This window comes from Hymenobacter artigasi (genome assembly GCF_012275535.1).
Taxonomy (GTDB): Bacteria; Bacteroidota; Bacteroidia; order Cytophagales; family Hymenobacteraceae; genus Hymenobacter; species Hymenobacter artigasi.
In genome coordinates this window covers 1-22,433 of sequence record NZ_JAAVTK010000025.1, presented here as the reverse complement: position 1 = coordinate 22,433, position 22,433 = coordinate 1, and the positions used below count along the sequence as shown (strand labels likewise).

The 22,433-nt window shown below is 59.2% G+C and carries 22 protein-coding genes; 11 read left to right on the top strand and 11 right to left on the bottom strand.

Annotation, left to right across the window (positions count from 1 at the left end; translation table 11 throughout):
• The first annotated feature begins 5 nt into the window (after positions 1–5).
• Positions 6–1,673, top strand: coding sequence for a T9SS type A sorting domain-containing protein (locus tag HBN54_RS22180; RefSeq protein ID WP_168675432.1), 1,668 nt, complete (start codon positions 6–8; stop codon positions 1,671–1,673).
• A 745-nt stretch (positions 1,674–2,418) separates the two neighbouring features.
• Here HBN54_RS22180 and HBN54_RS22175 read toward each other — a convergent pair.
• A complete protein-coding gene (locus tag HBN54_RS22175) occupies positions 2,419–5,382 on the bottom strand; it encodes a Tn3 family transposase (RefSeq protein ID WP_168675431.1) in 2,964 nt (987 codons plus the stop codon).
• Between the two features lie 169 nt (positions 5,383–5,551).
• On the opposite strand from HBN54_RS22175, the gene HBN54_RS22170 reads away from it, so the two are divergent.
• The 6 genes from HBN54_RS22170 (at position 5,552) to HBN54_RS22145 (ending at position 11,732) form a co-directional block, all read left to right on the top strand.
• Positions 5,552–6,181 (top strand): recombinase family protein, encoded by a 630-nt coding sequence (locus HBN54_RS22170; protein WP_168675430.1) that lies wholly within the window; start codon positions 5,552–5,554, stop codon positions 6,179–6,181.
• 297 nt (positions 6,182–6,478) lie between these two features.
• Positions 6,479–7,438, top strand: a complete 960-nt coding sequence (locus HBN54_RS22165) for a tyrosine-type recombinase/integrase (protein WP_317170266.1) — start codon at positions 6,479–6,481, stop codon at positions 7,436–7,438.
• A gap of 93 nt (positions 7,439–7,531) precedes the next feature.
• Positions 7,532–8,446, top strand: a complete 915-nt coding sequence (locus HBN54_RS22160; RefSeq protein WP_168675429.1) for an ABC-three component system protein — start codon at positions 7,532–7,534, stop codon at positions 8,444–8,446.
• A complete protein-coding gene (locus HBN54_RS22155) occupies positions 8,443–8,682 on the top strand; it encodes an ABC-three component system middle component 6 (protein WP_168675428.1) in 240 nt (79 codons plus the stop codon). Before HBN54_RS22160 ends, HBN54_RS22155 begins: the two co-directional genes overlap by 4 nt.
• A complete protein-coding gene (locus tag HBN54_RS22150; protein ID WP_168675427.1) occupies positions 8,679–10,433 on the top strand; it encodes an ABC-three component system protein in 1,755 nt (584 codons plus the stop codon). The genes HBN54_RS22155 and HBN54_RS22150 overlap by 4 nt, the downstream gene beginning before the upstream one ends.
• 240 nt (positions 10,434–10,673) lie before the next feature.
• Positions 10,674–11,732, top strand: coding sequence for a PDDEXK nuclease domain-containing protein (locus HBN54_RS22145; protein WP_168675426.1), 1,059 nt, complete (start codon positions 10,674–10,676; stop codon positions 11,730–11,732).
• A 207-nt stretch (positions 11,733–11,939) separates the two neighbouring features.
• Here the strand turns inward: HBN54_RS22145 and HBN54_RS22140 are convergent, their stop codons facing one another.
• The 3 genes from HBN54_RS22140 to HBN54_RS22130 form a co-directional block, all read right to left on the bottom strand.
• Positions 11,940–12,533, bottom strand: coding sequence for a recombinase family protein (locus HBN54_RS22140; protein WP_168675425.1), 594 nt, complete (start codon positions 12,531–12,533; stop codon positions 11,940–11,942).
• Positions 12,534–12,541: 8 nt separating this feature from the next.
• The gene (locus tag HBN54_RS22135) at positions 12,542–12,823 is read right to left on the bottom strand and encodes a hypothetical protein (protein WP_168675424.1); all 282 of its coding nucleotides are present in this window, start codon (positions 12,821–12,823) and stop codon (positions 12,542–12,544) included.
• Between the two features lie 138 nt (positions 12,824–12,961).
• Entirely contained in the window at positions 12,962–13,345 is a 384-nt protein-coding gene (locus HBN54_RS22130; protein WP_168675423.1) for a hypothetical protein, read from the bottom strand.
• 333 nt (positions 13,346–13,678) lie between these two features.
• Between HBN54_RS22130 and HBN54_RS22125 the strand changes: the two genes are divergently transcribed.
• The gene (locus HBN54_RS22125; RefSeq protein ID WP_168675422.1) at positions 13,679–14,410 is read left to right on the top strand and encodes a hypothetical protein; all 732 of its coding nucleotides are present in this window, start codon (positions 13,679–13,681) and stop codon (positions 14,408–14,410) included.
• Positions 14,411–14,490: 80 nt separating this feature from the next.
• Here HBN54_RS22125 and HBN54_RS22120 read toward each other — a convergent pair whose 3' ends face one another.
• The 3 genes from HBN54_RS22120 to HBN54_RS22110 all read right to left on the bottom strand — a co-directional run bounded on the left by HBN54_RS22120 (position 14,491) and on the right by HBN54_RS22110 (position 15,934).
• The gene (locus HBN54_RS22120) at positions 14,491–15,033 is read right to left on the bottom strand and encodes a hypothetical protein (protein WP_168675421.1); all 543 of its coding nucleotides are present in this window, start codon (positions 15,031–15,033) and stop codon (positions 14,491–14,493) included.
• Between the two features lie 323 nt (positions 15,034–15,356).
• Positions 15,357–15,689 carry a type II toxin-antitoxin system PemK/MazF family toxin gene (locus tag HBN54_RS22115; protein WP_168675420.1) on the bottom strand — a complete coding sequence of 111 codons (333 nt, stop codon included), beginning with the start codon at positions 15,687–15,689 and terminating at the stop codon, positions 15,357–15,359.
• Entirely contained in the window at positions 15,677–15,934 is a 258-nt protein-coding gene (locus HBN54_RS22110) for an AbrB/MazE/SpoVT family DNA-binding domain-containing protein (RefSeq protein WP_168675419.1), read from the bottom strand. The genes HBN54_RS22115 and HBN54_RS22110 overlap by 13 nt, the downstream gene beginning before the upstream one ends.
• Before the next feature lie 109 nt (positions 15,935–16,043).
• Here HBN54_RS22110 and HBN54_RS22105 point away from each other — a divergent pair, with 109 nt between their 5' ends.
• Positions 16,044–17,576: an IS1182 family transposase gene (locus HBN54_RS22105; protein ID WP_210428152.1), complete on the top strand. Its 1,533-nt coding sequence runs from the start codon at positions 16,044–16,046 to the stop codon at positions 17,574–17,576.
• 173 nt (positions 17,577–17,749) lie between these two features.
• The gene (locus HBN54_RS22100; RefSeq protein ID WP_168675417.1) at positions 17,750–18,151 is read left to right on the top strand and encodes a hypothetical protein; all 402 of its coding nucleotides are present in this window, start codon (positions 17,750–17,752) and stop codon (positions 18,149–18,151) included.
• A gap of 133 nt (positions 18,152–18,284) precedes the next feature.
• Here HBN54_RS22100 and HBN54_RS22095 read toward each other — a convergent pair whose 3' ends face one another.
• The 4 genes from HBN54_RS22095 to HBN54_RS22080 all read right to left on the bottom strand — a co-directional run bounded on the left by HBN54_RS22095 (position 18,285) and on the right by HBN54_RS22080 (position 21,682).
• Positions 18,285–18,812: a hypothetical protein gene (locus tag HBN54_RS22095; protein WP_168675416.1), complete on the bottom strand. Its 528-nt coding sequence runs from the start codon at positions 18,810–18,812 to the stop codon at positions 18,285–18,287.
• Positions 18,813–19,180: 368 nt separating this feature from the next.
• Entirely contained in the window at positions 19,181–20,332 is a 1,152-nt protein-coding gene (locus HBN54_RS22090) for a serine hydrolase domain-containing protein (protein WP_210428151.1), read from the bottom strand.
• 278 nt (positions 20,333–20,610) lie between these two features.
• Positions 20,611–21,057, bottom strand: a complete 447-nt coding sequence (locus HBN54_RS22085; RefSeq protein ID WP_168675414.1) for a hypothetical protein — start codon at positions 21,055–21,057, stop codon at positions 20,611–20,613.
• Between the two features lie 169 nt (positions 21,058–21,226).
• Positions 21,227–21,682, bottom strand: coding sequence for an ankyrin repeat domain-containing protein (locus HBN54_RS22080; protein ID WP_382214734.1), 456 nt, complete (start codon positions 21,680–21,682; stop codon positions 21,227–21,229).
• Positions 21,683–22,041: 359 nt separating this feature from the next.
• Between HBN54_RS22080 and HBN54_RS22075 the strand changes: the two genes are divergently transcribed.
• Positions 22,042–22,433 (top strand): hypothetical protein (locus HBN54_RS22075; protein WP_168675412.1); only part of this gene is annotated, 392 nt, incomplete at its 3' end.

Here is a 22,433-nt window from a genome sequence, read left to right as displayed (position 1 = left end):
CTGTCATGCGTAGTCTTATTTTTTGCGTAGCCCTATTGTTCTCACTTGCTCACCGGAGCATCGCGCAATCATCCCCCACTTGGCTGTGGTCGCAGCAAATTGGGGGCACTGGCGACGATTACCCGGGCGCAGTTGCGACCGATATAATAGGCAATACCGTCGCCACTGGCTATTTCGAAGGCACCGTGCAGCTAGGAACGACCTCTTTGTCCTGCCAGACTGGTAGCACCCGCAACATTTACGTTGCCAAGTACGATGGTGCCGGCGCACTGTTATGGGCGCGCCGGGCTGGCGACGCTGGCCCGGGCAATGGCTACACCGCTACCAGTCTCAACATCACCACTGATAATGCCGGCAACGTGTATGTAGTAGGCGATTATACCGGAACGATTACTTTTGGAACCATAACGCTCACGGGAAACAACTTCGGAATCAATGCCTTTTTAGTTAAGTACTCGGCCAGTGGAATACCGGTATGGGCGAAGACCATTAGCAGCCAAACTGGCTCTGATAACCATGCCGTTGCGGTCGATGCCAACGAAAACGTAATTGTCGCCGGCACCTATTCGGGAACGGCTTCATTCGGTGCGCTTTCGCTGACGAGTCTAAGTACGGTAAACACCGATGCCTTTCTGGCCAAGTACGATAACCAAGGCATTATCCAGTGGGCGCGTAGCCTTGGCGGCTCATCGGATGACGATGTTGCCGGTATCCGATTGGACTCGCAAGGCAACGTGTTTGTTGCCGGTTCATTCGCCTCTTACCTCACGTTGGGTGGGCAGAGCATTGTGAGCAATGGCTTGTACGACGCTTTTCTGGCCAAGTACGACGCCCAAGGCATACTTGCCTGGGCGAATAATTACGGCGGTGCGGGTGACGATTTTGCCACCGCTGTAGCCGTTGATGCGATTGGCAATGCTTGGCTGGGTGGGGTATTCAACGCAACCGCGTCTTTTGGTATTGCCCTGTCATTGGTCAGCCAGGGCAATACCGATGGATTTGTCTTGAAGTGTAACGGAGCAGGAAACGCCACTTGGGTCCATCGCATAGGGGGAATCGGCTATGATGAAGTAGGGAGTTTAACTACTGGTCTCAACGGCGATGTATACGCACTGAGCAGCTTTGAAGGAACAATTACTTTGGGTAGCCAAACGCTGATAAGTGCCGGAAGCGGGGATGTCGTTCTGGAACGATTGAGTACAATGGGCAATACTGCGTGGGCCGTACGTGGTGGAGGGGTAGGATACGAAGTTGCCAGGGGCGTCGCCTACGGGGTAAATGGGCGACTATCTTTAACAGTTGGGTTTGGAAACACCACACAATTTGGCCCCTTTGCTTCTAGCAGCAGAGGCAAATTTGACACGGTTGTGCTACAAATCCAAGACAATGCGCTTCTGGGCAGCAAACAGTCCCAGGCATTGAATTGGCAAGCATACCCCAATCCGTTTTCTCGTCAACTGACGGTGGATGTTTCTCAACTGTCGCGCTCGGTTGAGGTGTGTTTAAAAGATGCCGTTGGTCGGGAAGTGTTACGCCAAAGCATTCCAGTTTCCACAGGTCAAAAAGAGTGTGTGCTCCCGATCGGGGATAATCTGACCTCTGGAATATACTGGCTACAGTTGATAACAGAGGGCCACGTCATTGAAACAAAACGGTTAATAAAACTGCCTTAAGCCTCGTTAACGTGTTTAAGGTAGTCGTGAGGAGGCGCTCAATAACCTTTACTTAAGTCACCGGGCGTTGGCTACCTGCAGCATGCTATTGAGCGAGACTATCGAGTTTACGGCTTATAATCGTCGTGCAGCGCGGCCAATGGCGCATCATAGTAGAGCCAATAGTTGGACAGGGTGTATCTCGCCCGGAACGGAAATCGATAAACTAAATAGTTACGGGCTTGAGGTCGAGAGATTGTAAGCCCAGCGCGCTGGGGCAATTTATTGGAATATTGGTTTTGTCCAGAAAGACTCCATTTCGCGAATGAAAGCGTCATATCGGCACTCATCATAAGGCCTGATGAGCTTCTCCCAGCAGTCACTACCACATCAGACGGGCAATCACGGGGTTTATAACGTTTGTTAAACGTGCGTTCGGCAAGTGTTCGCTCAAGGGCCGGCTAAGCGTATTGCCCGCGCGGCTTCGTTGGTCCAGCACCGTTCGGTCTTTAACTTGCCCGCTTAACCAGTCTGCTCCAGCACCCACCCGCCGCGTTCGACGCTGGCTCCACGCGGTAAGGATAGCCCCGTCAGCGGCTGCCCCGACGCGCCATGAAGGACCTCGCCGCGATTTTCGCCACCCAACTCCAGCTCTCCGCCGACGTGCAGGTGGCCTTTGACGCCCGCCGGCGCACCGACCCGGCCGACACGGTGCGCGGCCGGTTCTGGCTGCTACTCGGGGTTGCGTTAGTAACTGGACAAAGAATTACGGTAAGGACCTCAGGGGTCGCAGGCCGTTGACCAGCACGTTGGCTGGCAACTGGAAAGAATAGCGGCCCAGGCGGTTCAAATGGGCAAAACGAGCCGGTGAGAGCTGCGCCAGGTGCTCGTGCAGCGCCGGTGGCCCCGCTGCTTGCTGGCGTTGCAAGGCCAGTTGCGAATAGACTGTGTTCCAGACGACGACCACGTTGGTGACCACGTTGAGGCAGCGTACGACTTCCTGCTGGGCCTCTTCCTGTTTCTGACGCAGTACCCCGTCGCCCCCAAACCAGAGCCAGCTGCGCAGCGCGTGCAGCTGCTCACCCTTGTTGAGTTGGGCGTGGATGCGCCGGCGCAGCGGCGGGGAGTGCAGGTAGCGCAGGATGAAGGCCGTTTTGACTAGCCGCCCGTATTCCTGGAGTAGGTGCGTAAGGCGATGCTGGCGAGGATAGGCCTGTAACTTGCTGATGAGCAGCGAAGCACTGACCCAACCCGTTTTCAGCGAGCCCGCCACGCGCAAGAGGTCGTCCCAGTGCTGACGCACGTAATCAGGGTTGAAATGGGCCGTGAATTTGAGCGAAGGATAACTCAGTTCGCGGCCCTTGATGCGGCAGAGACGCTGATTGGCCAGGTCGCGCAGGCGGGGCGAGAACTGCAGGCCCAGTAAATCAAAGAGCGCAAACACGATATCGGTGTAGCCATGCGTGTCGGTGGTGTGCTCGAGCAGCGGCAGTTCCGTTTCGTTGCCCAGCACCTCGTCGAGCACGTAGGTGGCGTCGCGCGTGGTGGAGGAAATGGCCCGGCTGCCGAACTGGGCGTACTGGTCGGCCGTGTGGGTGTAAAAAGTCAGGCCCTGCCCGTAGCCAAAGTAGCGGGGGATGGCGCGGGCGTTGCGAATCTTGCCACTGACGGGGAAGCGCTGGCCATCGGAAGACGAGAGCGTGCCCCCGCCCCAGTGCTGGGCCAGCCACTGGTGGTGCTGGTGATTGACCAGGCGGGTGGTGGCGCGCTTGAGCGTGTCTTCGCGTAAGTAGTTGGCCGCCACCCAGCACAGGGACTGATAGTCGAGGCCCGTGCTCTGCGCCATCTCGCGCAGGGAAATATGGCAGGCGTTGGCCAGCAGGGCCGCGTAGAGGAGGGCCTGATGCTCCGGGGCGCGGGGCGTGGTCTGGTCGAGGCCGGTCAGTTCGGCCGAGAAGCCCGTCCACTGGTCGACTTCCACCAGCACTTCCGTGAGCTCCGCCCGCGGCAACGAAGCGGTTAGTAGCGCGCGCAGCTGCTCGACTTCGGGGCTCAGTTCCTCTGCCCGGAGCGGCGTAACGACCAACTCCCCGTCCTCGTCGAGGCGGATGTCCTGGCCCTGGGTCAGCAAGTGCTCCAGCAGCGGCAACTGCGCTTCTACTTCCTGCAAGCGCTCGTCCAGCCGGTGCGCGCTCCCCAACTGCGTCAGCAGGTCCGGGCGTTGGCGCGCCCATTCGGCTGGCGAGAGCAGGTAGGTATCGAGCGAAGCGTATTTGCGCGAAGCATTCACTACGGTATCGCCCGCCCGCAGCCGCTCGCGTAGCGTGGCCAACACGCACAAGCCGTAACGCTGACGGTGCGCGTGGCCGTCTTGGTCGAAAACGAAGGCCCGCCAACTGGCGGGGATAAAGGCTGTGGCGGCGTCTTCGGGCAGTTTGCGCCGCTGGCCCGTGTGCAGCTGGCTGACCAGAATAAGCGCGTCGGCAAAGTCGTCGCTCGCAAAGGCCTGCTCGAACGCTACTTGCTGCAAGAGACTGCCCAGCAGCGTGTTCAAGCGGGCGGCCACGGGTAGTAGGTAGTCCAGATACGAGTGACGGGCCGGGCGGGCAAAGTCGGCTACAGCGGTGAGCGCAGCTTGCAGCTGCTCGCGGGGCACCTGCGCGTAAATCTGCTCCCGTAGCGCCTCGTCTGGCACGTGCTCCTCGTCCATGACCAAGCCGACGGCCTGCCCGAGCGTACGCAAGGCTTGGTCTTTGGCCCGCGCGTGCGTCAATTGGTCGTCCTGCAGCGCCCGGCGGGCGCGGGCCACGGCGTGCTCCCAGTGCTCGTCCACCATTTTCAGGACCACATCCGTCAGGTCGCGGTAAGCCTCGCGGCAGGCGGCGACCAGCAGCGGATGGCGCTTGGCCGGCGCGAAGCGCTGGAGTACCTGGTTGGTTTTGTTACGGGCAGTGTGGGCCAGGCGCTTCTGCCAGTTCGGATGCAGGTCCGGCGCTTGCCAATCCGGCACGCCGAGCTGGTCGAGGTACGCCAGCTTGCCCAGCACCTGCTGGATGCTGGTCGCCGAGCTACTGTTTGGGGGCTGGTGCAGCCAGGTATGCCGGCAGAGGCCCAGCGCGGGGTCGACCACCAGCAGGGCATCGAGTTGGGTGACGACTTCGGGCGTTAGCAGCAAGAGCAACCGCCGGTAGGTTTCGGCCTGGGCCCGTTCGGCCAGCGCCCCAACCAGCCGCTCCAACTCCACGATGCCGGGCCGCAGGATACCGTGTTGGCGTAGGTGGCCCAGGGCCAGGGTGAGCAGCAGACGCTCGTTGTCGTGCTCCAGGGCGCGCTCCACCAACCACGCTTCGAGCCACGGGGCATCCAGCACGGGCTGCCAGCGGCGCACCTGCAAATGGCTCAGCAGCACGCGCAGGTGCTCGGTCAGGGTCGCCTCGCGCTCACCGTAGGCCTGAAACAGCCCTGGGTCGAGTTCCAGCTGGCGGGCCACGAACTGCACCAGGCTATCGGGCACCTGGCGGTACCACTCCGGGGGCAGGTACCCCAGCAGCCGCAGTACCACTAGCTGCACGGCGAAGCCGAGGCGGTTACTGCCCCGCCGCTGCTGCGCGACCAGTTGCTGGTCGGCAGGGGTGAGCCAGCAGGAGGCTTGTAGGTCTTCTTCGCGCAGGTCGGCGGGCAGGGTCTGGTAGCGCTGGCGCTCCAGGGCGGTCAGGAAGTCGGCGGGCATGGGCAGGCGGCAAGTGGTAAACAAACGCCCCTTTTCCGGTACCACCCCGACGCCCGCAAAAACAGGCGTTCCAGCGAGGGGATTACGGTACCCGAAACTGGTTCCGGCAATCAAGATACCGTAAATTCGTGTTTCGCCTCTTTCCGGTACCACTCACGCGTTTTTTGCCATGAAGAAACTCGGCTATGCCCGCGTCAGTACCCAGGAGCAGGTGCTCGACCTGCAACTCGACGCTTTGCGTCAAGCCGGCTGCGACGACCTGTTCACCGACACCGTCTCCGGGGTGAAGGCCCACAAGCCCAACTGGGAAAAACTGCTGGCGTACGCCCGGGCGGGCGACACAGTGGTCATCTGGCGGCTCGACCGACTGGGCCGTTCCACGAAGCACCTGATTGAAGTCGTCGAAGACCTGAGCCGGCGTGGGCTGCACCTGATTTCGCTCCAGGACCCGATTGACACGACCTCGCCCGGCGGGCAACTCGTGTTCCAGATTTTCTGCGCCCTGGCCGAGCACGAGCGGAACGTACTCGTGCAACGCACCCGCGCCGGCCTACAGGCGGCCCGCGCCCGCGGCCGCCAGGGCGGCCGGCCCCCCGGCCTGGCCCCGCGCTACCAGAAAATTGCGCCGGCGGTCAAGGAACTCTACGAGGCGGGCCAGCAATCCACCCGCCAGCTTATGGCCTACTTCCAGATTGGCTCCCGACGCACCCTCTACAAAATCCTGCGCTTCGCTGGCTGCCAGATTAATGAAAAGTCCCCTGTGGCTACCGCAAAGGCGGTCGACAAGGCCTTACCGTAATTCTTTGTCCAGTTACTAACGCAACCCCTACTCGACGAAGGGCCCCCGGTCGTGCTCGGCGAAATCGTCTACGCCGTCGCTTTCCTTACCCAGGCGCACGAATACGTGCGCACCGCCTACTTGAAGGCAGACGCCGAAAAGCTGCTCAACCACTTGGCCGGGGAGGCCGCCGGCGCCCAAAACTGCTGCGGGCCAGCACAAGGCATAAGGCCTGATAAGGTTTACTTATCAGGCCTTATGAAGTAGCTTTGGGAGACGGCATTTTTCCGTCGTTTTCCTCCGTACTGCATAGCTGCCGTGAGTACAACCATTGCCATTCCCCAAACACCCGCGGCCCAGGTGCCGGCTCACCTACTGGAGTCCTCGACCCGCTACGTGGAGTCCGGCCTGCGCGGGGCGGCCAACACCATCCGCGCCTACGCCGGCGACTGGCAACGCTTCACCGCCTGGTGCGCGCTCCACGGCTTGGCGTCGCTGCCCGCGCCGGTGGAAGCGCTCGCCGGATTCCTGACCGAGCTGGCCGACGCCGGCAAGAAGGTGGCCACCATCCAGCGCCACGCCGCCGCCATCGCCAAGGCCCACGAGCTGGCCGGCCTGGACTCGCCCACGGCGGATAAGAAAGTGAAGGTCTTGCTCAAGGGCATCGCCCGGGAAAAGAAAACGCGCATTAAGCAGGCGGCCGCGTTCTCGCTGGCTTCGTTCAAGCGCACCATCCGCGCCATTGACGTCACCACGCCCACGGGGCTGCGGAATCGGGCGTTGCTGCTGCTAGGCTTTACCGGGGCCTTTCGGCGGTCGGAGCTCGAAGCGCTCAACATCGAGGACCTAGCCTTCGACGAGGAAGGGCTCGTGGTCTCGCTCGACAAGAGCAAAACCAACCAGCTCGGGCAGGCGGAGGAAAAGGCCATCTTTTACTCCCCCGACCCGGCCCTGTGCCCCATCCGCTCGCTGCAGGCCTGGCTGCGGGTGCTCGACCGGGACACCGGGTGCGTGTTTGTGTCCCTGCGCAAAAACCAGCACCTGACCACCCGACGGATGACAACCAAGTACATCAACCTCATTGCCCAGCACTACTTGGGGCTCCAGTACACGGCCCACTCGCTCCGGGCGTCGTTTGTCACCGTCTCCAAGCTTAACGGCGCGGATGATAGCAAAGTGATGAACCAGACCAAACACAAGACGAGTGCCATGATCCGCCGCTACACCCGCCTCGACAACGTCCGCCAGCATAATTCAGCGAAAGAGCTAGGCTTGTAAAAAGCAGGCAACTTCACTCCTTTCGTATAGGTGTCGTAGCTTGCGGGAAGGCCAGCTCGGACTTTTAAACCACTATTCAAACCTGTTTACTTGATGCATCCAGAAGCTCGTGAAATGTATGAAATGCGATTCAAGGTTCGCGTTTACGAAGGCAAGGGCGATGTATATCAAGCTCTGTTCTCTGATGTAATGCAGCGGGCCTATCCAGAAGACTTCATGAAAACACGGCCATGGGGTAACCTAGGTGACAAAAAGAATGATGGTTTTTTGAAATCGGAGCGTCATCTGTACCAAGTTTATGCCCCAAATGATATGACCGCGGCGCAAGCCGTCAAGAAAATTGAGGAGGACTTTTTAGGTGCACTCCCCCATTGGGGCTCTGATTTCGACAAGTGGTCCTTTGTGCACAATGCATTTGATGGATTAGGACCTCATATCCAACAGACGATATTCGCTTTGGAAAAGCAGCACCACCCTATAAAACTTACTCCTTTCAGCCCAATTGACCTCTCAAAAAAGCTGTTTTGCTTGGATGAGGATGACATTATCGCGGTTCTGGGAATGCCCTACAAACCTACGAGACCTTCACAAATAACCTTTGAGGAGATTAAGCATGTTTTAGAACAACTTACACACTCGCTTCCCGAGCAACCATCTCAAATACAAGAGGTGCCTCCAGGAAAGCTTGATGCAAACAGCCTTAGCTCAAATAGCCGAAACCTAGCTCGTATGGGAATGGGACTTGCTCCACGTGTTGGCGATTTTTTTGGCTCCCATAGATTTGACCCGGAGCTTGGGAATCGAGTTGCTGAAGTGCTTAGAAATGAATACCTACGATTAAAAGAGTCTCGCATTGGTCCGGATGCGATTTACAGTGCTCTTTTTAATCTAATTAGGCAGCATCAACACTCATCTGAGGCAGCAGCTTTGGCAATTTTAGCCTATTTTTTCGAGCGGTGCGACATTTTTGAGCCTCTCAGTAGCACACCAACTTTGCAGGAGGCATGATTCTACCTACAAAACATCTGCCCACTGAGCGTGCCTTGCTCACTATTGGTGCGCAATTGCTGATGCATCTGCAAGAACCCAAATCAGTTTCACGGCTTTGGGTAGATATTAAGCATGACTCTTCTCAGGATAGTTCGATTTCCTTCGACTGGTTCGTGCTCGCGCTTGACCTTTTATCCGCAATGGGAATTATTCATTTCGCAAACGAACGCATTGCCCGGATTACCACTGCATGATTTATTCTATTTTCAGTTCCTTGCCTAGTTTTAAGTCTTATGCTTTCCGCTCAGGCTTAAATATTATTATTGCTGATAAAGGCGAAGCGTCAGGAGCGGGGCAAACTCGCAACAAGGCTGGTAAATCAAGCATAGTCCTATTGATTCATTTTGCGCTCGGCAAAGAAGGAGACCCTAATTCCCTGTTCCGCAAGCCCGAGTTGAAAGACCATGATTTCGGGATAGAATTTGACCTCCGAGGAGTACGCGTCCGCGCAACCCGCTCAGGCAGTACTTTCGGCAAGGTGCATTTAAGACAAGTTGATGCATCCAAAGCTGTCAATGAATGGCCGGTTGATGCGCTAGACGGAGAATGGGAGGCAACTGTTTCTAGCGCAAAATGGGAATCCGATTTAGGGAGAATCATTTTTCAACTGCCCGAAAGATCGGAGAAGTTTGGGCCCAAGTTCGGCATGCTGTTCAATTACTTCGCTCGCCGAGCTAGCAGTGGGGCATTTCTCAATCCACAACAACAGTCAAGCAAACAGAGCCCGGCGGATACTCGGGTAGCTCTTTCCTACCTACTGGGATTGGATTGGCGCATCAGTATGGAGCGGGAACAATTAAGGCAATCTGCGGAAAACACAAAAAAGCTGCAGAAAGCAGCACAGGATGGTCTCCTAGAAGGACTTACTGGTGACCCTAAGCAACTGCTTACTCAATCTGTTCTAGTCCAAGAAGATGTCAATAGAATGACAGAGGCTGTTCGCAGCTTTCGAATGCTACCTGATTATGCTGAGCGAGAGAAGGAAGCAAATGCTCTAACCCGCGAGATAAATAAGCTAGCGGACGAGAATGCCCAAGACAGCCTGTACATCCATGATTTGGAAGTCTCGCTAAGCTCGGAGTTAGCTCCGCAACTGGATGATGTGCAGAGAATGTACTCTGAGGCAGGTGTGTCTTTGCCAGGAGTAGCATTGCAGCGTTTTGAAGAGGTCCGCAAGTTTCACGAATCAGTGGTGCGCAATCGCAAAATGTATTTGGAAGAAGAGTTGACACAGGCTCGCCTAAATGTTGAAACCAGGCAGCGCAAAATGATGCAACTTGATGATAAGCGTACTGAGGTCATGACGCTTTTAAAGACCCATGGTGCCTTACAGCATTACTCAAAGCTGCAGAGCGAATTGAGTAGAGCAGAGGCCCGGGCAGAACAGATAAAGCAACAGCAGTCTATTTTACACGAAGTAGCTGAGCGCGTTGCTCAGTTTAAAATTGACCAACAACGCTTGTACTTAAGATTGCAGCGCGACTTTATCGAAAACGAACAACTATTAAAAGATGCGATTTTGGCATTTGAGGAGGCTTCTCGAGCCCTATATGAGAATGCCGGCAATCTCAATATTTACCCTAGTGAAACGGGGCCGAACTTTGAGGTGACCATTCAGGGAATGAAAAGCCAAGGGGTTAACAATGCACAGATATTTTGCTTTGACATGATGCTTATGCAAATGGCTGCTAGGCGCGGAATTTCTCCAGGGTTCTTGGTACATGACAGCAGCCTATTTGACCCTATTGACGAGCGGCAGAAAGAGAGAGCCTTGGAGTATGGAGCCCGACTGGCTGAGCAGGTTGGCTTTCAATACATTGTAACTTTGAATTCAGACCAAATCCCGAAAGAAAGGGTCACAAATTTTCCTTTGGAGGACTATATCATTCCCCCACGGTTGACTGATGAACCTGGTGGTGGATTGTTCGGATTCGAGTTTAACTAACCTAAGTTGCGGAATAATTTAGCCCTAGCTACTAGCTCTAAACATGGTTATTCACCGACAAGGGAGCAGCGTTTGTCTAAGCTCTCCTGTGCAAGGGCATAGTGCCATATAGCAAAAACCAAGCACCTAATTCTAGGCTTTAAGGCCCGATTTTCGGTACTTGAGGGGCTCTTTTCATTGACTCCTGTCTTGGCCGCGACTGCGGATTCGTACGTAGGTTTGGGACTTGCTTCCACGAACATGACTGGCATTTCCCTCCCTGCTGATTATCCCGGCTTTCTGGCCCAACTGACCACGCGCATCCGCCAAACCCAGGTGCGCGCCGCGTTGGCGGTTAACGCCGTTTTGGTCGAGCTATACTGGCGCATCGGCCACGAGATTCTGCATCAGCAGGAGCAGCAGGGTTGGGGTACCAAAGTGATTGACCACTTAGCCCAGGACCTGCGCCGAGAGTTCCCTGCCCTGACCGGCTTCTCGCCGCGCAACCTCAAATACATGCGCGCCTTCGCCAAGGCCTGGCCCGACGCCGAGTTTGTGCAACAAGTTGTTGCACAAATTCCCTGGGGGCACAATGTGCGCTTGCTTGAAGCGGTGCAGGACCCCTCCGAACGCGCTTGGTACGCGCAGCAAACTATCGAACACGGCTGGAGCCGCAACGTGCTGGTCGCGCAGGTGGAGAGCAGCCTCTACCTGCGCCAAGGCCGCGCGGTGAGCAATTTTGTCCACACGCTACCCGCTCCGCAGTCGGACTTGGCCCAGCAGTTGCTCAAGGACCCCTACACATTTGACTTTCTCGCGTTGGGCCCCGCCGCCCAGGAACGAGAATTGGAGCGTGGCTTGTTGGCACACGTGCGCTCGTTCCTATTAGAGCTAGGCAAAGGCTTTGCCCTAGTCGGCAGCCAATACCCATTGGAAGTCGGTGGGCAGGATTACTACCTGGACCTGCTCTTTTACCACCTCACCCTGCGCTGCTTCGTGGTCATCGACCTGAAGATGGGCGAGTTCAAGCCCGAGGACAGTGGCAAGATGAACTTCTACCTGGCCGCGGCCGACGAGTTGCTGCGCCACCCCAGCGACCAGCCCACCATCGGGCTCATCCTGTGCAAGACCCACAATCGGGTGGTGTCCGAGTACGCCCTGCGCGGGCTGAGCCAGCCTATCGGCGTGGCCGAATGGCAACTCACGCGCGCCCTGCCACCCGAGCTCCGGCGCAGCCTCCCCAGCAGCGACGAGTTGGAAGCGGCCCTGGGCGCCACGCCGACCGCCGAAACTCGGGGAACGCCCCTGACGGAAGAATAGGCCCGGTGCGCCAACGGGCCGGGCACAGAGTTGCCCACCGGCTGCCCCGTGACGGGTGGGCTGGCGGCCAGATGCGGTCGGAAAGGGCTCACCAAGGGTTCAACGGGGGACCGGGTGGGCGACCCATCGGCCGTAAAACCGCTGTCCTGACATCCATGGGTGCTTTTTAGACGGGCCGCTGCTTCTGTGAAAGGGCTCACCAAGGGCTCACGCCCCGTTCCCGGCGGCCCCGGTTGTTAAATAGCGGTGCATGGTCCCCACGGGCACGCCCGTGGGGAGCTGAATCTTTTTGAAGCTGAGCCCTTCCCCTCGTAACCGGCGCACCTCCGCCAGTTTGGTGGCGGCGAGCGCTGGCCGTCCCGGCTTCTTGGCGCTGCGGGCCTGCCCAGCTTTGATGCGTTCAGACAGCCGCACGCGCTCCTGCTTGGCAATGGCTGCAAGAATGGCAATGAGGGCGTCCCGGAAGACGCCGGTGCTGTCGAGGTACTGTTCGGTGAAGGACTTGAACTGCACGCCGGCCGCAGTCAGGCGCTGCAGGTGGTTGAGCGTTTCGGTCACCCCTTCCCGGCTGAACCGGTCTAGGCTCCAGAATAGCACCACGCCGAAGCGCCGCTGGTGGGCGTCGAGCAGGAGCTGCTGGAACTGGGGGCGCTCGGCAGTGCTGCCGCTTTCCTGGTCGCAGTACTCCCGGTACACAGCGAAGCCCAGCCGCCCGGCAAAGGCGCGCAGTTCCAAGAGTTGGTTGTCGGTGGTTTGACCCTTGTCACGTGTGGAAACGCGGGCGTAGAGGGCGGCGATCATTCTGTAAGTTAAACTTCACCATCTTTCCACTTCCCCTTGAAAGCATAAGCATTTACACTATTGAGAAACTTGAGAGCAACTTCGTATTGCTCTGTATTAGATGGAAGTGCTTGAAGTATGTCGCTGTCCCAGACATCAACTGCTACTATTCTATCAGGATACCTTTCCTCTAGAATAGCAGCCAGTTGCGCAGGGTTTTCCATTCGCATTACTTCTTCCATCAATATCAAACCATAATGAATGGGATATTGACCCTCATACATCACGTCCACATACTTGTAGCGAGCCATTCTCATATCAATTAAAAGTGATTCCCAAAACTACCAAATTCCGAACGGTCCCGAGAAGCCCGAAAAAGGCCCCGAAAACACGTGCTTTCGGGGCCTTTTAAATCGGGGTTTTGCGAATGGGTCAGTAGAAGGGGGCCCTCATCTTCGCAGCAGCTCGAACGCCTGGCGATGCGCCTCCGTGAATTGCTCCGGGGGGTGGGCCACCGCGTACTCGGCCGCGGCCAGCGCCTGCTGGGTCGTCGCCAAGGCCTGCTCGGCCTGCTTGGCCCGGACTTCCCATTTTTTGGCCCGCGCCTCAGCGGCCGCAAGCTTGGCCGCGTCTTTGGCCACGGCTTTGGCCGGGACGGCGGGGTCCGAAGCCGCCACGAGAGACGTCAGGGCCGGCGGGTCCAACACCAAGGCCTTGGCGTAGGCACCGGGCGTCGGGTAGCCGGCGGCGAGCGCCTGCTCGGCTACGGCGGCGTATTCGGCGGGCTGGAAGTTGAGCGTGATCGTGCGCCGCGTGTCGTTCAGGTATGGCATGGGGGCTACCCGGGAAAAGTCGGCGCGGCCGCGGGGCGGAGTCGCCCGTCCGGGGAGGGAAGCAAAGCTAAGCGGCGCGGGAGAATTCGCCCGCTGGACCTGGGCGAATTCTCCCAGCCAACCGGGTGTATTCTCCCCGCCGTGGGGGTGAATTCGCCCGGAGCCGGCGGGCGAATTCGCCCAGCTCGGGAGCGGGTTGGCCCAGCCAATCGCGGCCTGCACTCCCCTCAATCTGGCTATATCGGCGGCACAATACGGCGAAATCGCTTATTTACGCATGATTGGGCTTGTTTGCTTGAATTACCGTTTCGCTGAACGAGTGCTCTTACTTTTATGAGCGGTACTTACTTCCTCCTTGCCGCTGTGGCCGACATGAGCCGATGCCCCGTTTCCGACCTCTCTCCGCTCGACTGGTTGCCGTTGACCGACGACGTAACCGCCGTCTCAGGGTTGCCGCTGGGCTTCGCGGCGTACCTGACGCTGTTGCCTCCCTTGGGCATTGACCGTTCCATTCCAGTGGCCGCCTATTCGTTTAAGGCCCGCACGGTGGAGCAACTCAACGCCCGCGTAGCGTTTTGGAACACGCACGGCATCCACCACGGCCAACCGGCCCCAGGCCGCTTAACTCCGATAACATACCGCCAAGTGGCAGCCGAACTAGGCGTGGCCTTTACTCCCGCCTTTGGCAACGAGGCCATCTCCCGCGCCTACGGCGGCTGGCCCCCGCACTTGGGCAGCAGCCTGGCCCTGGAAGTGGCGTTCGCGCAGCAGTTGGTCGAGGTGTTGGACCCGCAGACGGACACGTACTTTTTTGGGTCGGTGGCCGAAGGCGCGTACCACTGGGACGCGCAGGGTCTGCCTACCGATTGGCTGGAGCAAGGGCACGCCGGGGACGTAGTTGACTTGTACCAGCAGGAGCGCCGTTGGCCCACTTACACGTTTGCCGCGAACCGGACGTGGTGCCTCTACCAGGGGGAGGACCAAGAGTTGGCACTGGGCTGTTCGCTGGCCATTGCGCAGCAGCTGCAGGTCCACCCCGCCTTGGAAACCTGGCCCCTCATGTAAGAATTGCCAAATTCGTTAAGACCCTTCTTTTACTAAACGAAGCTAAGTTTAGGGCTCGACCGTTTCCGTGAACCCATTGGTTAGAAAAAACTAGCAATTCTAGCTTTGAAGTAATGGAGCGCAACCCCGTCAAGCGGGATTAATGCTCGCTGGTTATTCAAATCAGTTGCGTAGAGAACGAAGGTGCCGGTGAGTTCTTGGCGCTGGTTGCCCAAGGCAATCCGGGGTGAGGTCTGGCATTGGGCGCGGTGGACGTCCGGGGAATACGGGCGGTAACTCAGCTCGCCATTGACGATGGGTAACACGCCAGAAGCGACCAGTTGTTTGTCCGGGGTGTAGAGGGCAAAACCAATGGAATCCAGCCGTTGGTACTGCCTATTCTTCGTCAGAAAGTCGATGTCGAAACAGTACCTCTTCGCGGTGCTTATTTCCCACATGATAATGGGCAAAGGCAGCGGAATGGTTGGTTTCTCCAAGTTTATCTGGATGAACGGCTTGGCCTGTTCCGTTTTAGGGATTAGCTGCGTGTATTGCCATGATTTGCGCTGACTGACCAGGACGCACCCGCTGCTAAAAAAGCCATAGACGAGCAGCAGCGTTGGCCAGGGGATTCTTCTGGGCATGGGGGTACGGCGTTATCTCGCACTGCCCCGGAACGGGCGCATGTGCTCGTGGAAGAAAAGCGAAAACCGGAGTCACGTTCCGCCCGCTAGGGCGTCTGGGCTCCGGACGGGGCCACTAACGTAGGGCGCATTCTGTGTTCTTCCCAGCGTAATTATGGTCTTATTCGACTGTTTAATCGGCGCATATCAACTAATAGTACGCTAATTATCAGTAATTTATCAACAAATAAAAGGACATTAGCTAAGATGAGGAAAGCAGTGATTAGCAAAACGCTCGTTTGAGTAAACAGGCCGTTACTAGCCAGCTTCGCTGGAGCTGAGCCTCAGAACTGAAACATCTCCTGCAAGCGCTCGCAGACGGCCTTGGCCGTGGCCTTGGGCAGCACGCCCAAACGGCGCACCAGGCGGGTCTTGTCCACGGACCGCAGGTGGTCGAGCGCCACTTGCCCCTCCTTTCCCTGGAAGACGCAGTCCACCCGCGAGGGGTAGTCGCGCCGGGTGCTGGTCAGGGCGGCAATCGTGACCGTGCGCAGGTAGCGGTTCATCTCGTCGGGGGAGACGATGAGGCAGGGGCGGGTCTTGTTGATTTCGCTGCCTTGGGTCGGGTCGAGGTTGACGAGCCACACCTCGAAGCGCGCCACGCTTACCACTGCCATTCCGCGTTCTCGAAGTCGTCGGAAAAGCCTTCCAGCAACTCGCCCTCCGGCGCGTGGCCCTGGGCCAGGGCCTGCTGAAAGCGCGCGTCCCAGTCCTGGCGGCGGGGCGCGGCAACGGGCGTGATGAGCAAGCCGTCCGGCGTGGGCCGCAGGTCGACTTCGCCGGCGAGATGGTACTGCTGCAGGAGCTTCTTGGGCAGGACAATCCCCTGGGAATTGCCCACCCGAATCAGGCGCGTGTTCATAATCCAAATGTACGTACTTTGTAAGTACATTTACACGGGCCCGTTGGTTTCATTACCGGGCTACCTTCTCGACCGTGGCTGTTGCAGAACCCGGGTTCGTAGAAGGAAGATGCAAGGCAAGAAGGAGTTCCTCGATAAAGAGGTGACCCGGTTCAAACTTTCCGAACGGGTGCCGCCCCATAACCTGTACCGCCGGCTGGCGGAGCTGGTGGATTGGTCCTTTCTCTACGAGAAGACCCGGTCGCTCTACAGCCGCACCGGGCAGCCCTCCTTGGACCCGGTCGTGTTCTTCAAGCTCGTGCTGGTGGGCCGGCTGGAAAACCTGGTCAGCGACCGCCGCCTGGTCGAGCACTGCGCCCTGCGCCTGGACATCCTCTGGTTTCTGGGCTACGAAGTAGACGAGGAATTGCCCTGGCACTCCACGGTGAGCCGCACCCGCCAGCTGTTTCCGGCGGCCGTCTTCGAGCGCCTCTTCGACCACGTTTTTGCCCAGTGTGTGGCCCGCGGCCTGGTAGCGGGCGAGCGACAGGCGGTGGATTCGGCGCCGGTCAAGGCCAACGCGTCGTTGGAAACGGTGCTGGAGAAGCAACCACCTGGCCCGCGAGGCCCGGTGTTGGCCACGGACGCGCCGGCTGGGCCGGCCCCGGCCGGCTCGGTGGTGACGGCCCCCGCCCACCAGCTGCGCAACCTGGCCGCCCACCAGGCTCGCCTCGTCGCCCACTCCAGCGTACCTGGCGCCCGGCACGAAAAAGCCCGCCTGTTGAGCAACAAAACGCATTACAGCCCGACCGACCCCGACGCGCGCATTTCCATCAAGCCCGGCAAAGCCCGGGCCCTGAACTACCTCTGCAGCCTGGCCGTGGACACCGCAACGGGCGTCATTAGCCACGTGCAGGCCGATTTGGCCGACAGCCGCGACAGCCTGCACCTGCCCCGGCTGCTCGCGGGCCTGCAGCAGCGACTCCAGGCCCACGAGTTGCGCCTGCGCGAGCTGCTGGCCGACGCCGGGTACGCCAACGGCACCAACTACGCCCTGCTTGAAGGGCAGAAAGTCACGGCTTGGATTCCGGTGTTTGGCCAGTACAAAGCCGAAATCGAGGGCTTTACCTACCGTGCCCAAACGGACGACTACTTATGCGCGGCGGGCAAGGTCCTGCCGTTTCGCAAGTACGACACCCGGGCCGACGGCAATTGGCTCAAAATTTACTGGGCCACCTGCTCGGATTGCCAGCAATGCCCCCTGAAGCCCACGTGTGTGCCCGGGGCCAAGCGCAAGCAACTGACCCGCAACATTTACGACGCGGCCTACCGCCGGGCGTGGCAACGCCAGCAAAGCCGGCGCGGGCAGCGCATGCGCCGGGTCCGGCAAAGCACCGTCGAACCCGTGTTCGGCAGCCTAATTCACCACTACGGCCTGCGCCGGATGAACGTACGCGGCCACGCCGGGGCCCATAAAACCATGCTGCTCACGGCCGTGGCCTACAACCTCAAGAAGCTGCTCAAGTACCGCCCGCAACAGCAGCTGAGCCTGGCCGTGGCCTTGCCCAGTCCATTATTAGCGGCCAACAGGCGCTCCTGGCGGCGTCACAGACGCCCCGAAGCACCAACCCGGACAATCCAGAAGCGGCTATTCAGAAAGTGAATCTCACAAACCGAGTTCAGCAACAGCCACGACCCTTTGAGTGAACTATAGCAGGTCGTCGGCTGAGCCTACATTAGTACGGTTGTCGCAGTACCTTGCCGCGTCCTTTGGTCAATGGTGTGGGAAGACCCGGCCCATCCGTCGTCCCTTACTCTTGTGTCCATCCAGCATCCGTGAATTTCAGGCGCGAATCCTTCTCCCGAAAATGGGCGGGCCTCTTTCTGCTCGTGGTGGGCGGGGCCGGCCTGCTCAATTATATGCTGTCGGGGTTCGACGGGGCGCAAGAGAATTTTCGCAGTATGGGCATCGATGCCTACGTGCTGGTTCAGGGTTACAGCCATGGATTGCCTGTGGTCAGGCGCTTGTCGGACACCGCTGCCTCTCGCCCCTTATTTCTGGCCATGCCGGTTCCCGCTGGGGCTTACCTGCGCAGCGGGGACCGGGTCATCAAAGTGGCCGGAGCCAACCGCATGCAGATTGTCCGCGATAGTGCCCACGTTCACATCACCACCGAGTGGGGATTCGTCGACCCACCCGGGACTCCGTTGGTCAAGCGAACGCGCACAACGCGCTGATGACAGCACCCCGGAGCGGGCCTAGGCATTAATACCCTCCTCCCTTTGAACGGAGCGCGTTCAAGCCACGACCGTTTTTGTGAACACTAATTGCGAATCTTTCTGTCGGCTGGCTCTAGTGGTTTCCCTTTGGCTATTCAGGCGTCGTCTCCCCGGGTAGGGGCCTGATGACGCGGCGGGGCATACTTCGGGCACGGGTCGCGTTGTACGAGAGCAGAAAGTCGGTGTGGTGAGTGTAGGTTTCCAGCACGAGGTCCACTTCGGGCCCTTCGAACCGGGCCAAATAGTACAAGCCGCCCAGTAAGGCGTAGACGCGATAGGCGTCGGCGCGCGCTTCCAAGGCACGGAAGCAGTCCAAGGCGGGAGCGAGCAGCGTCCGGTCCTGAGTAAGGCGGTAGAGGGCGGCCATTGCTCCGAGCCGGGTACTGGGGTCGGAGCACCGCGCGATAAAGGTCCGGACTACAGGCCCCGCCGATTCGGCTTGCAGGTACGCTAACGTCTCGACAACCAACAAATCCATGGAGCCCGCCTGCAAGTCGGCGACCAATACCTGTTCGAGCGCCCGGCGGTCGGGCGCGCCTAAGGCATCGAGCAGCGGCTCGTTGGTGAAGCCCTCACGGTGGGCGTGGTCCGCAGGTGGGATGATGTCGTTTAGGTCCATCGAGGCGTTAACGGGGTAGGAATATAGGCAGGCCCTCATTGCTTTGGGCAGCTAATGATATCCTCGTTCATTTAAACGGACCGCTGCCACCGGCCCACTGGTTCGGCGGACCAGCCGCGCTGGAAAAGATGCCCCGCCGGGCCGTTGCATGCCGGCACACCGGGCTGATGGGCGGGGTGCAGCGGCCAAGTCCCGGCCCCGCGGCGGCCGGAGCGAACCGGCGACGGATTTACGCCGGCTCCCGCTGCTGGGCCGGCGGGCGTTTTCGCAAAGGGGCGCCTAGGAATCGCCCGCGACGCCGCGGCCGCGAAGTCGCAACCCGCCCTTGCCTCCGCGTGCAACCCCGCGTTCGCCCCTGGCGCCACGCGCTAGGGGCGAACGCGGCTTGTTTGGGTGGGCCCGTCGACGGCGCGGCGGAGGGCGTCGATCAACAAGGCCGCCGTGGGGTAGGGCATGTTCGGCAGGATGTTCCAGCCCGTCAGCACGACCACCGCGTCGTACTCGGGCAACACGAGCGCAAACTGCCCGCCAAACCCGCTGGCGCGCCAAGCCACCTCCCGGCTTGTTTTCCCGTAAGACTGGCGCCACCACTGGTAGCCGTACGCCACGTCCGGCGAAACGCGCACCACCGGGGCGACCGATTGGCGCACGTACGCGGCGCTCACCAGTTGCTGGTCCTGCCACTTGCCCGCGTGTAAATAGAGGTAACCGATTTTGGCGAGGTCTCTTTGCGCGAGGTAGAGCCCCCCTTGGGCGTCGGCCAGGCCGGTCGGCGCGCGTTTCCAGTAATACCGGCGGATGCCCAACGGCTTAAACAGGTACTTCGCCCCGTATTCTTCCAAATCGAGGCCGGTGGCCACCCGAAAGACGTGCGCCAGCGTTTGCGTGGCGCCGCCGTTGTAGTTGAATGCGGTGCCGGGTTCGGCCGCCATGGGCTTGTCCAGTGCGTAGGTTACCCAGTCGTGGCCCGCTTCCATGCGGCTGCCGTCGTTGGTGGGGTCGGCGTAGGGCACGCGGTCCTCGTTCCAGGCCAAGCCGGCCGTCATGGTGAGCAGGTGCCGGAGCGTCATCCGTCGTTTTCGGCCGTCGATGTGTTGGACCGCGGTGGTGTCGAAAAACCGCAGCACCGGGGTGTCCAAGTCCGGAAACTCGTGCCGGGCGATGGCCACGCCGATGATGACGGAGGTGACGGTTTTCGTCACCGACTGCAGGGTGTGCAGGTCCGTTGCGTGGTAATAGGGGTGCCACCACGGATTGAAATAGTTGTAGGGCCCGCCGGGGTCGCTGCTGTTCAAGGCGCTTTTCGTCGAGGCTTCTGTTTTATAGAGGGCGGCGTAGTCGTGGCGGTACGCTTTCTCGTAGCCCACCTGGCCGTGCCGGATGACCAGCAGGCCGTCGATGTGCCCGTACTTGCCGCTGGCCAGGGCACGGTCCAATGCGGCCAGCGCGTCCTTGTTTAGGCCCAAACGGGCAGGAGAAGCGGCCTCCCACTGCGTGGTCGGCCAAGGGATTTGACCCAAAGCGGCGGAAGAAACGGTGAGCGCGAACAAAAAGAGTATCCTTGCTTTCATGTCTGCAATTAGGTGGGTAATACTGTCGCAAGTCCCGTGAACTGCGAAGGTAGAAGGAGTTGAGAAGCAGAAGGAGGCGGTTTCTTCCCTCCGTTTTACAAGAGTATAACAAAGAGTTGCTCCTACAATCTATTAGCGCGCGTTCACCTTGCTACCGTTTTCCTGAACACCAAAAAGCGACAGTACGTGGCATCCTACTTAAAGCGCCACCGGAAGGACTTCAGCACTTAGTCGGCCTCAAAGGTTAAATCGGCAAAGTCCGGGGAATTGGTTTCTTGGTAACGCAACCGCAAGCTCGACGGCGACAGCTCCCGAACGGTTAGTGTGCTGGCCAGCAAATAGGGCAAATAGGGGACAGACCCGGTCAATTGCGTTTCTCCCGCCGCCCACTGCCATTGCCCCGTCTGTTGCTGCGGGTCGGTCGCGGCGCAGCGGCTTGCCCCCTCGTCGGTAACGAGCCGGTGGTCGGTGTAAAACTGGAGGCGGTTGTCGCGGCTACAGGAAGGAATGTCTGCGTAACGGTCCGTCGTTCGCCCCCCTGTTGTGGTCGTCAGGGCGACCACGTGCCACGGGTGCGCCGTCAGCAAGGCGGTGGGCGTCGAAGGGGATGGGCCGGTAGGTTTACAGGCGCCTAGGGCGAACAGCAATAACAAAAACAGGGCAGGTGACCGCATCAGGGCAACGAAAGGTTGAAGAACGCAAGATAGGGGCGACGACTTGCACCAAACAAGCTGCCAAGCACGGGCGGTAAACCAGAGCGGAATCGATGACTAAAAAGCTCATTATTTTAAACAACGGGCATTTAGCTTCGGACCGTTTGCTTAAACGCCATTGCGTGATGGGCTACAGCGAAAAGAACTGTTTGACATCGAAGTTGGCGATGGTTTGGGGCAGTTGCCGCGGGCTCACGCCGCTGGCGTTGGGCTGGTCGGGATTTGCCCCGTGCGCGAGCAAGAGTCGGAGCATCTCGCCCCGCCCACGCGATTCAAACGTGGCTCGCCACAAAGGGGTATTGCCATAGGCGTCCGCCACGTCGACCGTGGCACCCGCTGCGAGCAACAACGCGGCCATGTCCACGGCATGGCCTTGGACCGCGACGTGCAACGCCGTCCAGCCGTTGCGGTCTTGCTGGTCCAGCGCGGGGCCTTTGGGCAGCAGCCACTGCAGCAAGGGCGCGTCTCCAGGGTTCACCACCAACCACCGCAAGCTCCGGCCATTGCGGTCGGGCAGGTTGACAGTGGTGGTTGTCACCAACTGGTCCAGTGCCGGGTAATCCCGTCGATGGACGGCCCGAAGGATTTCGGGAGATAACTGGGGCGAAGTCGGCGCATGGAGTTTGCTCCTTGCACCAAAATAAACTTCCTTGCGCCAAACGGAGCTCGCTTACCTTCAGACCGTTTACAACACGTAAAAGAGTGTATGACTTATTTAAATCGTGGCACCTGCTGGGGGCGTAAGCTCAAAAACTGCGACGTGGGCGCAATAGACGTTTTGCCCACTTGGAACCCCGAGTGGGGGACCGGTCCGTCCCTGCGGTGGCAGCCGAGGGGATAGCAAAAGCTGTCCCAGGGTCCCGTTGCCAGGGCTAATGGCCGCAATTGGTGCATATTTGTCGGGCAGCCCAACTGCTTTCGGACCCGGAGTTCCCTCACCCAACCATGCCCTTTAAACTACTGTTTGCCCTGCTTTTGCTCGGATTGCCCATCGCTGGCTTGGGCCAGGCGTATCGTAGCTCGACCAATTTTTCCTTCGTGGCGGAGGCGTCGCTGGGGAAGTACAAGAGCCGATTCTACCGCTGGTCCGTCAGCATGCGCTATGAGCCAGCCGACACCACCGCCAAGGTTAAAATATGGGCGGTCCAGTGGGGCAAGCAGGCCGGCGACTTCAAGAAAACAGACCGATTCGCCCAGCGTATCTTGCCCAACGAGTGGCGCACCTTTACCCTGGAAGGGACGCTGGCCCCGCAAGCCGACCTCGTCTATCTGTACACCGGGCTGGAAGGAAACGGCCGCTTTTTCTTCGATAATTTAGTGCTGCAAGTGCAGGCCCC

Coding starts and splice junctions, on each gene's coding strand:
- HBN54_RS22180 (WP_168675432.1), top strand. CDS start 6: ATGCGTAGTCTTATTTTTTGCGTAGCCCTATTGTTCTCACTTGCTCAC.
- HBN54_RS22175 (WP_168675431.1), bottom strand. CDS start 5,382: ATGCCCGCCGACTTCCTGACCGCCCTGGAGCGCCAGCGCTACCAGACC.
- HBN54_RS22170 (WP_168675430.1), top strand. CDS start 5,552: ATGAAGAAACTCGGCTATGCCCGCGTCAGTACCCAGGAGCAGGTGCTC.
- HBN54_RS22160 (WP_168675429.1), top strand. CDS start 7,532: ATGCATCCAGAAGCTCGTGAAATGTATGAAATGCGATTCAAGGTTCGC.
- HBN54_RS22155 (WP_168675428.1), top strand. CDS start 8,443: ATGATTCTACCTACAAAACATCTGCCCACTGAGCGTGCCTTGCTCACT.
- HBN54_RS22150 (WP_168675427.1), top strand. CDS start 8,679: ATGATTTATTCTATTTTCAGTTCCTTGCCTAGTTTTAAGTCTTATGCT.
- HBN54_RS22145 (WP_168675426.1), top strand. CDS start 10,674: ATGACTGGCATTTCCCTCCCTGCTGATTATCCCGGCTTTCTGGCCCAA.
- HBN54_RS22140 (WP_168675425.1), bottom strand. CDS start 12,533: ATGATCGCCGCCCTCTACGCCCGCGTTTCCACACGTGACAAGGGTCAA.
- HBN54_RS22135 (WP_168675424.1), bottom strand. CDS start 12,823: ATGGCTCGCTACAAGTATGTGGACGTGATGTATGAGGGTCAATATCCC.
- HBN54_RS22130 (WP_168675423.1), bottom strand. CDS start 13,345: ATGCCATACCTGAACGACACGCGGCGCACGATCACGCTCAACTTCCAG.
- HBN54_RS22125 (WP_168675422.1), top strand. CDS start 13,679: ATGAGCGGTACTTACTTCCTCCTTGCCGCTGTGGCCGACATGAGCCGA.
- HBN54_RS22120 (WP_168675421.1), bottom strand. CDS start 15,033: ATGCCCAGAAGAATCCCCTGGCCAACGCTGCTGCTCGTCTATGGCTTT.
- HBN54_RS22115 (WP_168675420.1), bottom strand. CDS start 15,689: ATGGCAGTGGTAAGCGTGGCGCGCTTCGAGGTGTGGCTCGTCAACCTC.
- HBN54_RS22110 (WP_168675419.1), bottom strand. CDS start 15,934: ATGAACACGCGCCTGATTCGGGTGGGCAATTCCCAGGGGATTGTCCTG.
- HBN54_RS22105 (WP_210428152.1), top strand. CDS start 16,044: ATGCAAGGCAAGAAGGAGTTCCTCGATAAAGAGGTGACCCGGTTCAAA.
- HBN54_RS22095 (WP_168675416.1), bottom strand. CDS start 18,812: ATGGACCTAAACGACATCATCCCACCTGCGGACCACGCCCACCGTGAG.
- HBN54_RS22085 (WP_168675414.1), bottom strand. CDS start 21,057: ATGCGGTCACCTGCCCTGTTTTTGTTATTGCTGTTCGCCCTAGGCGCC.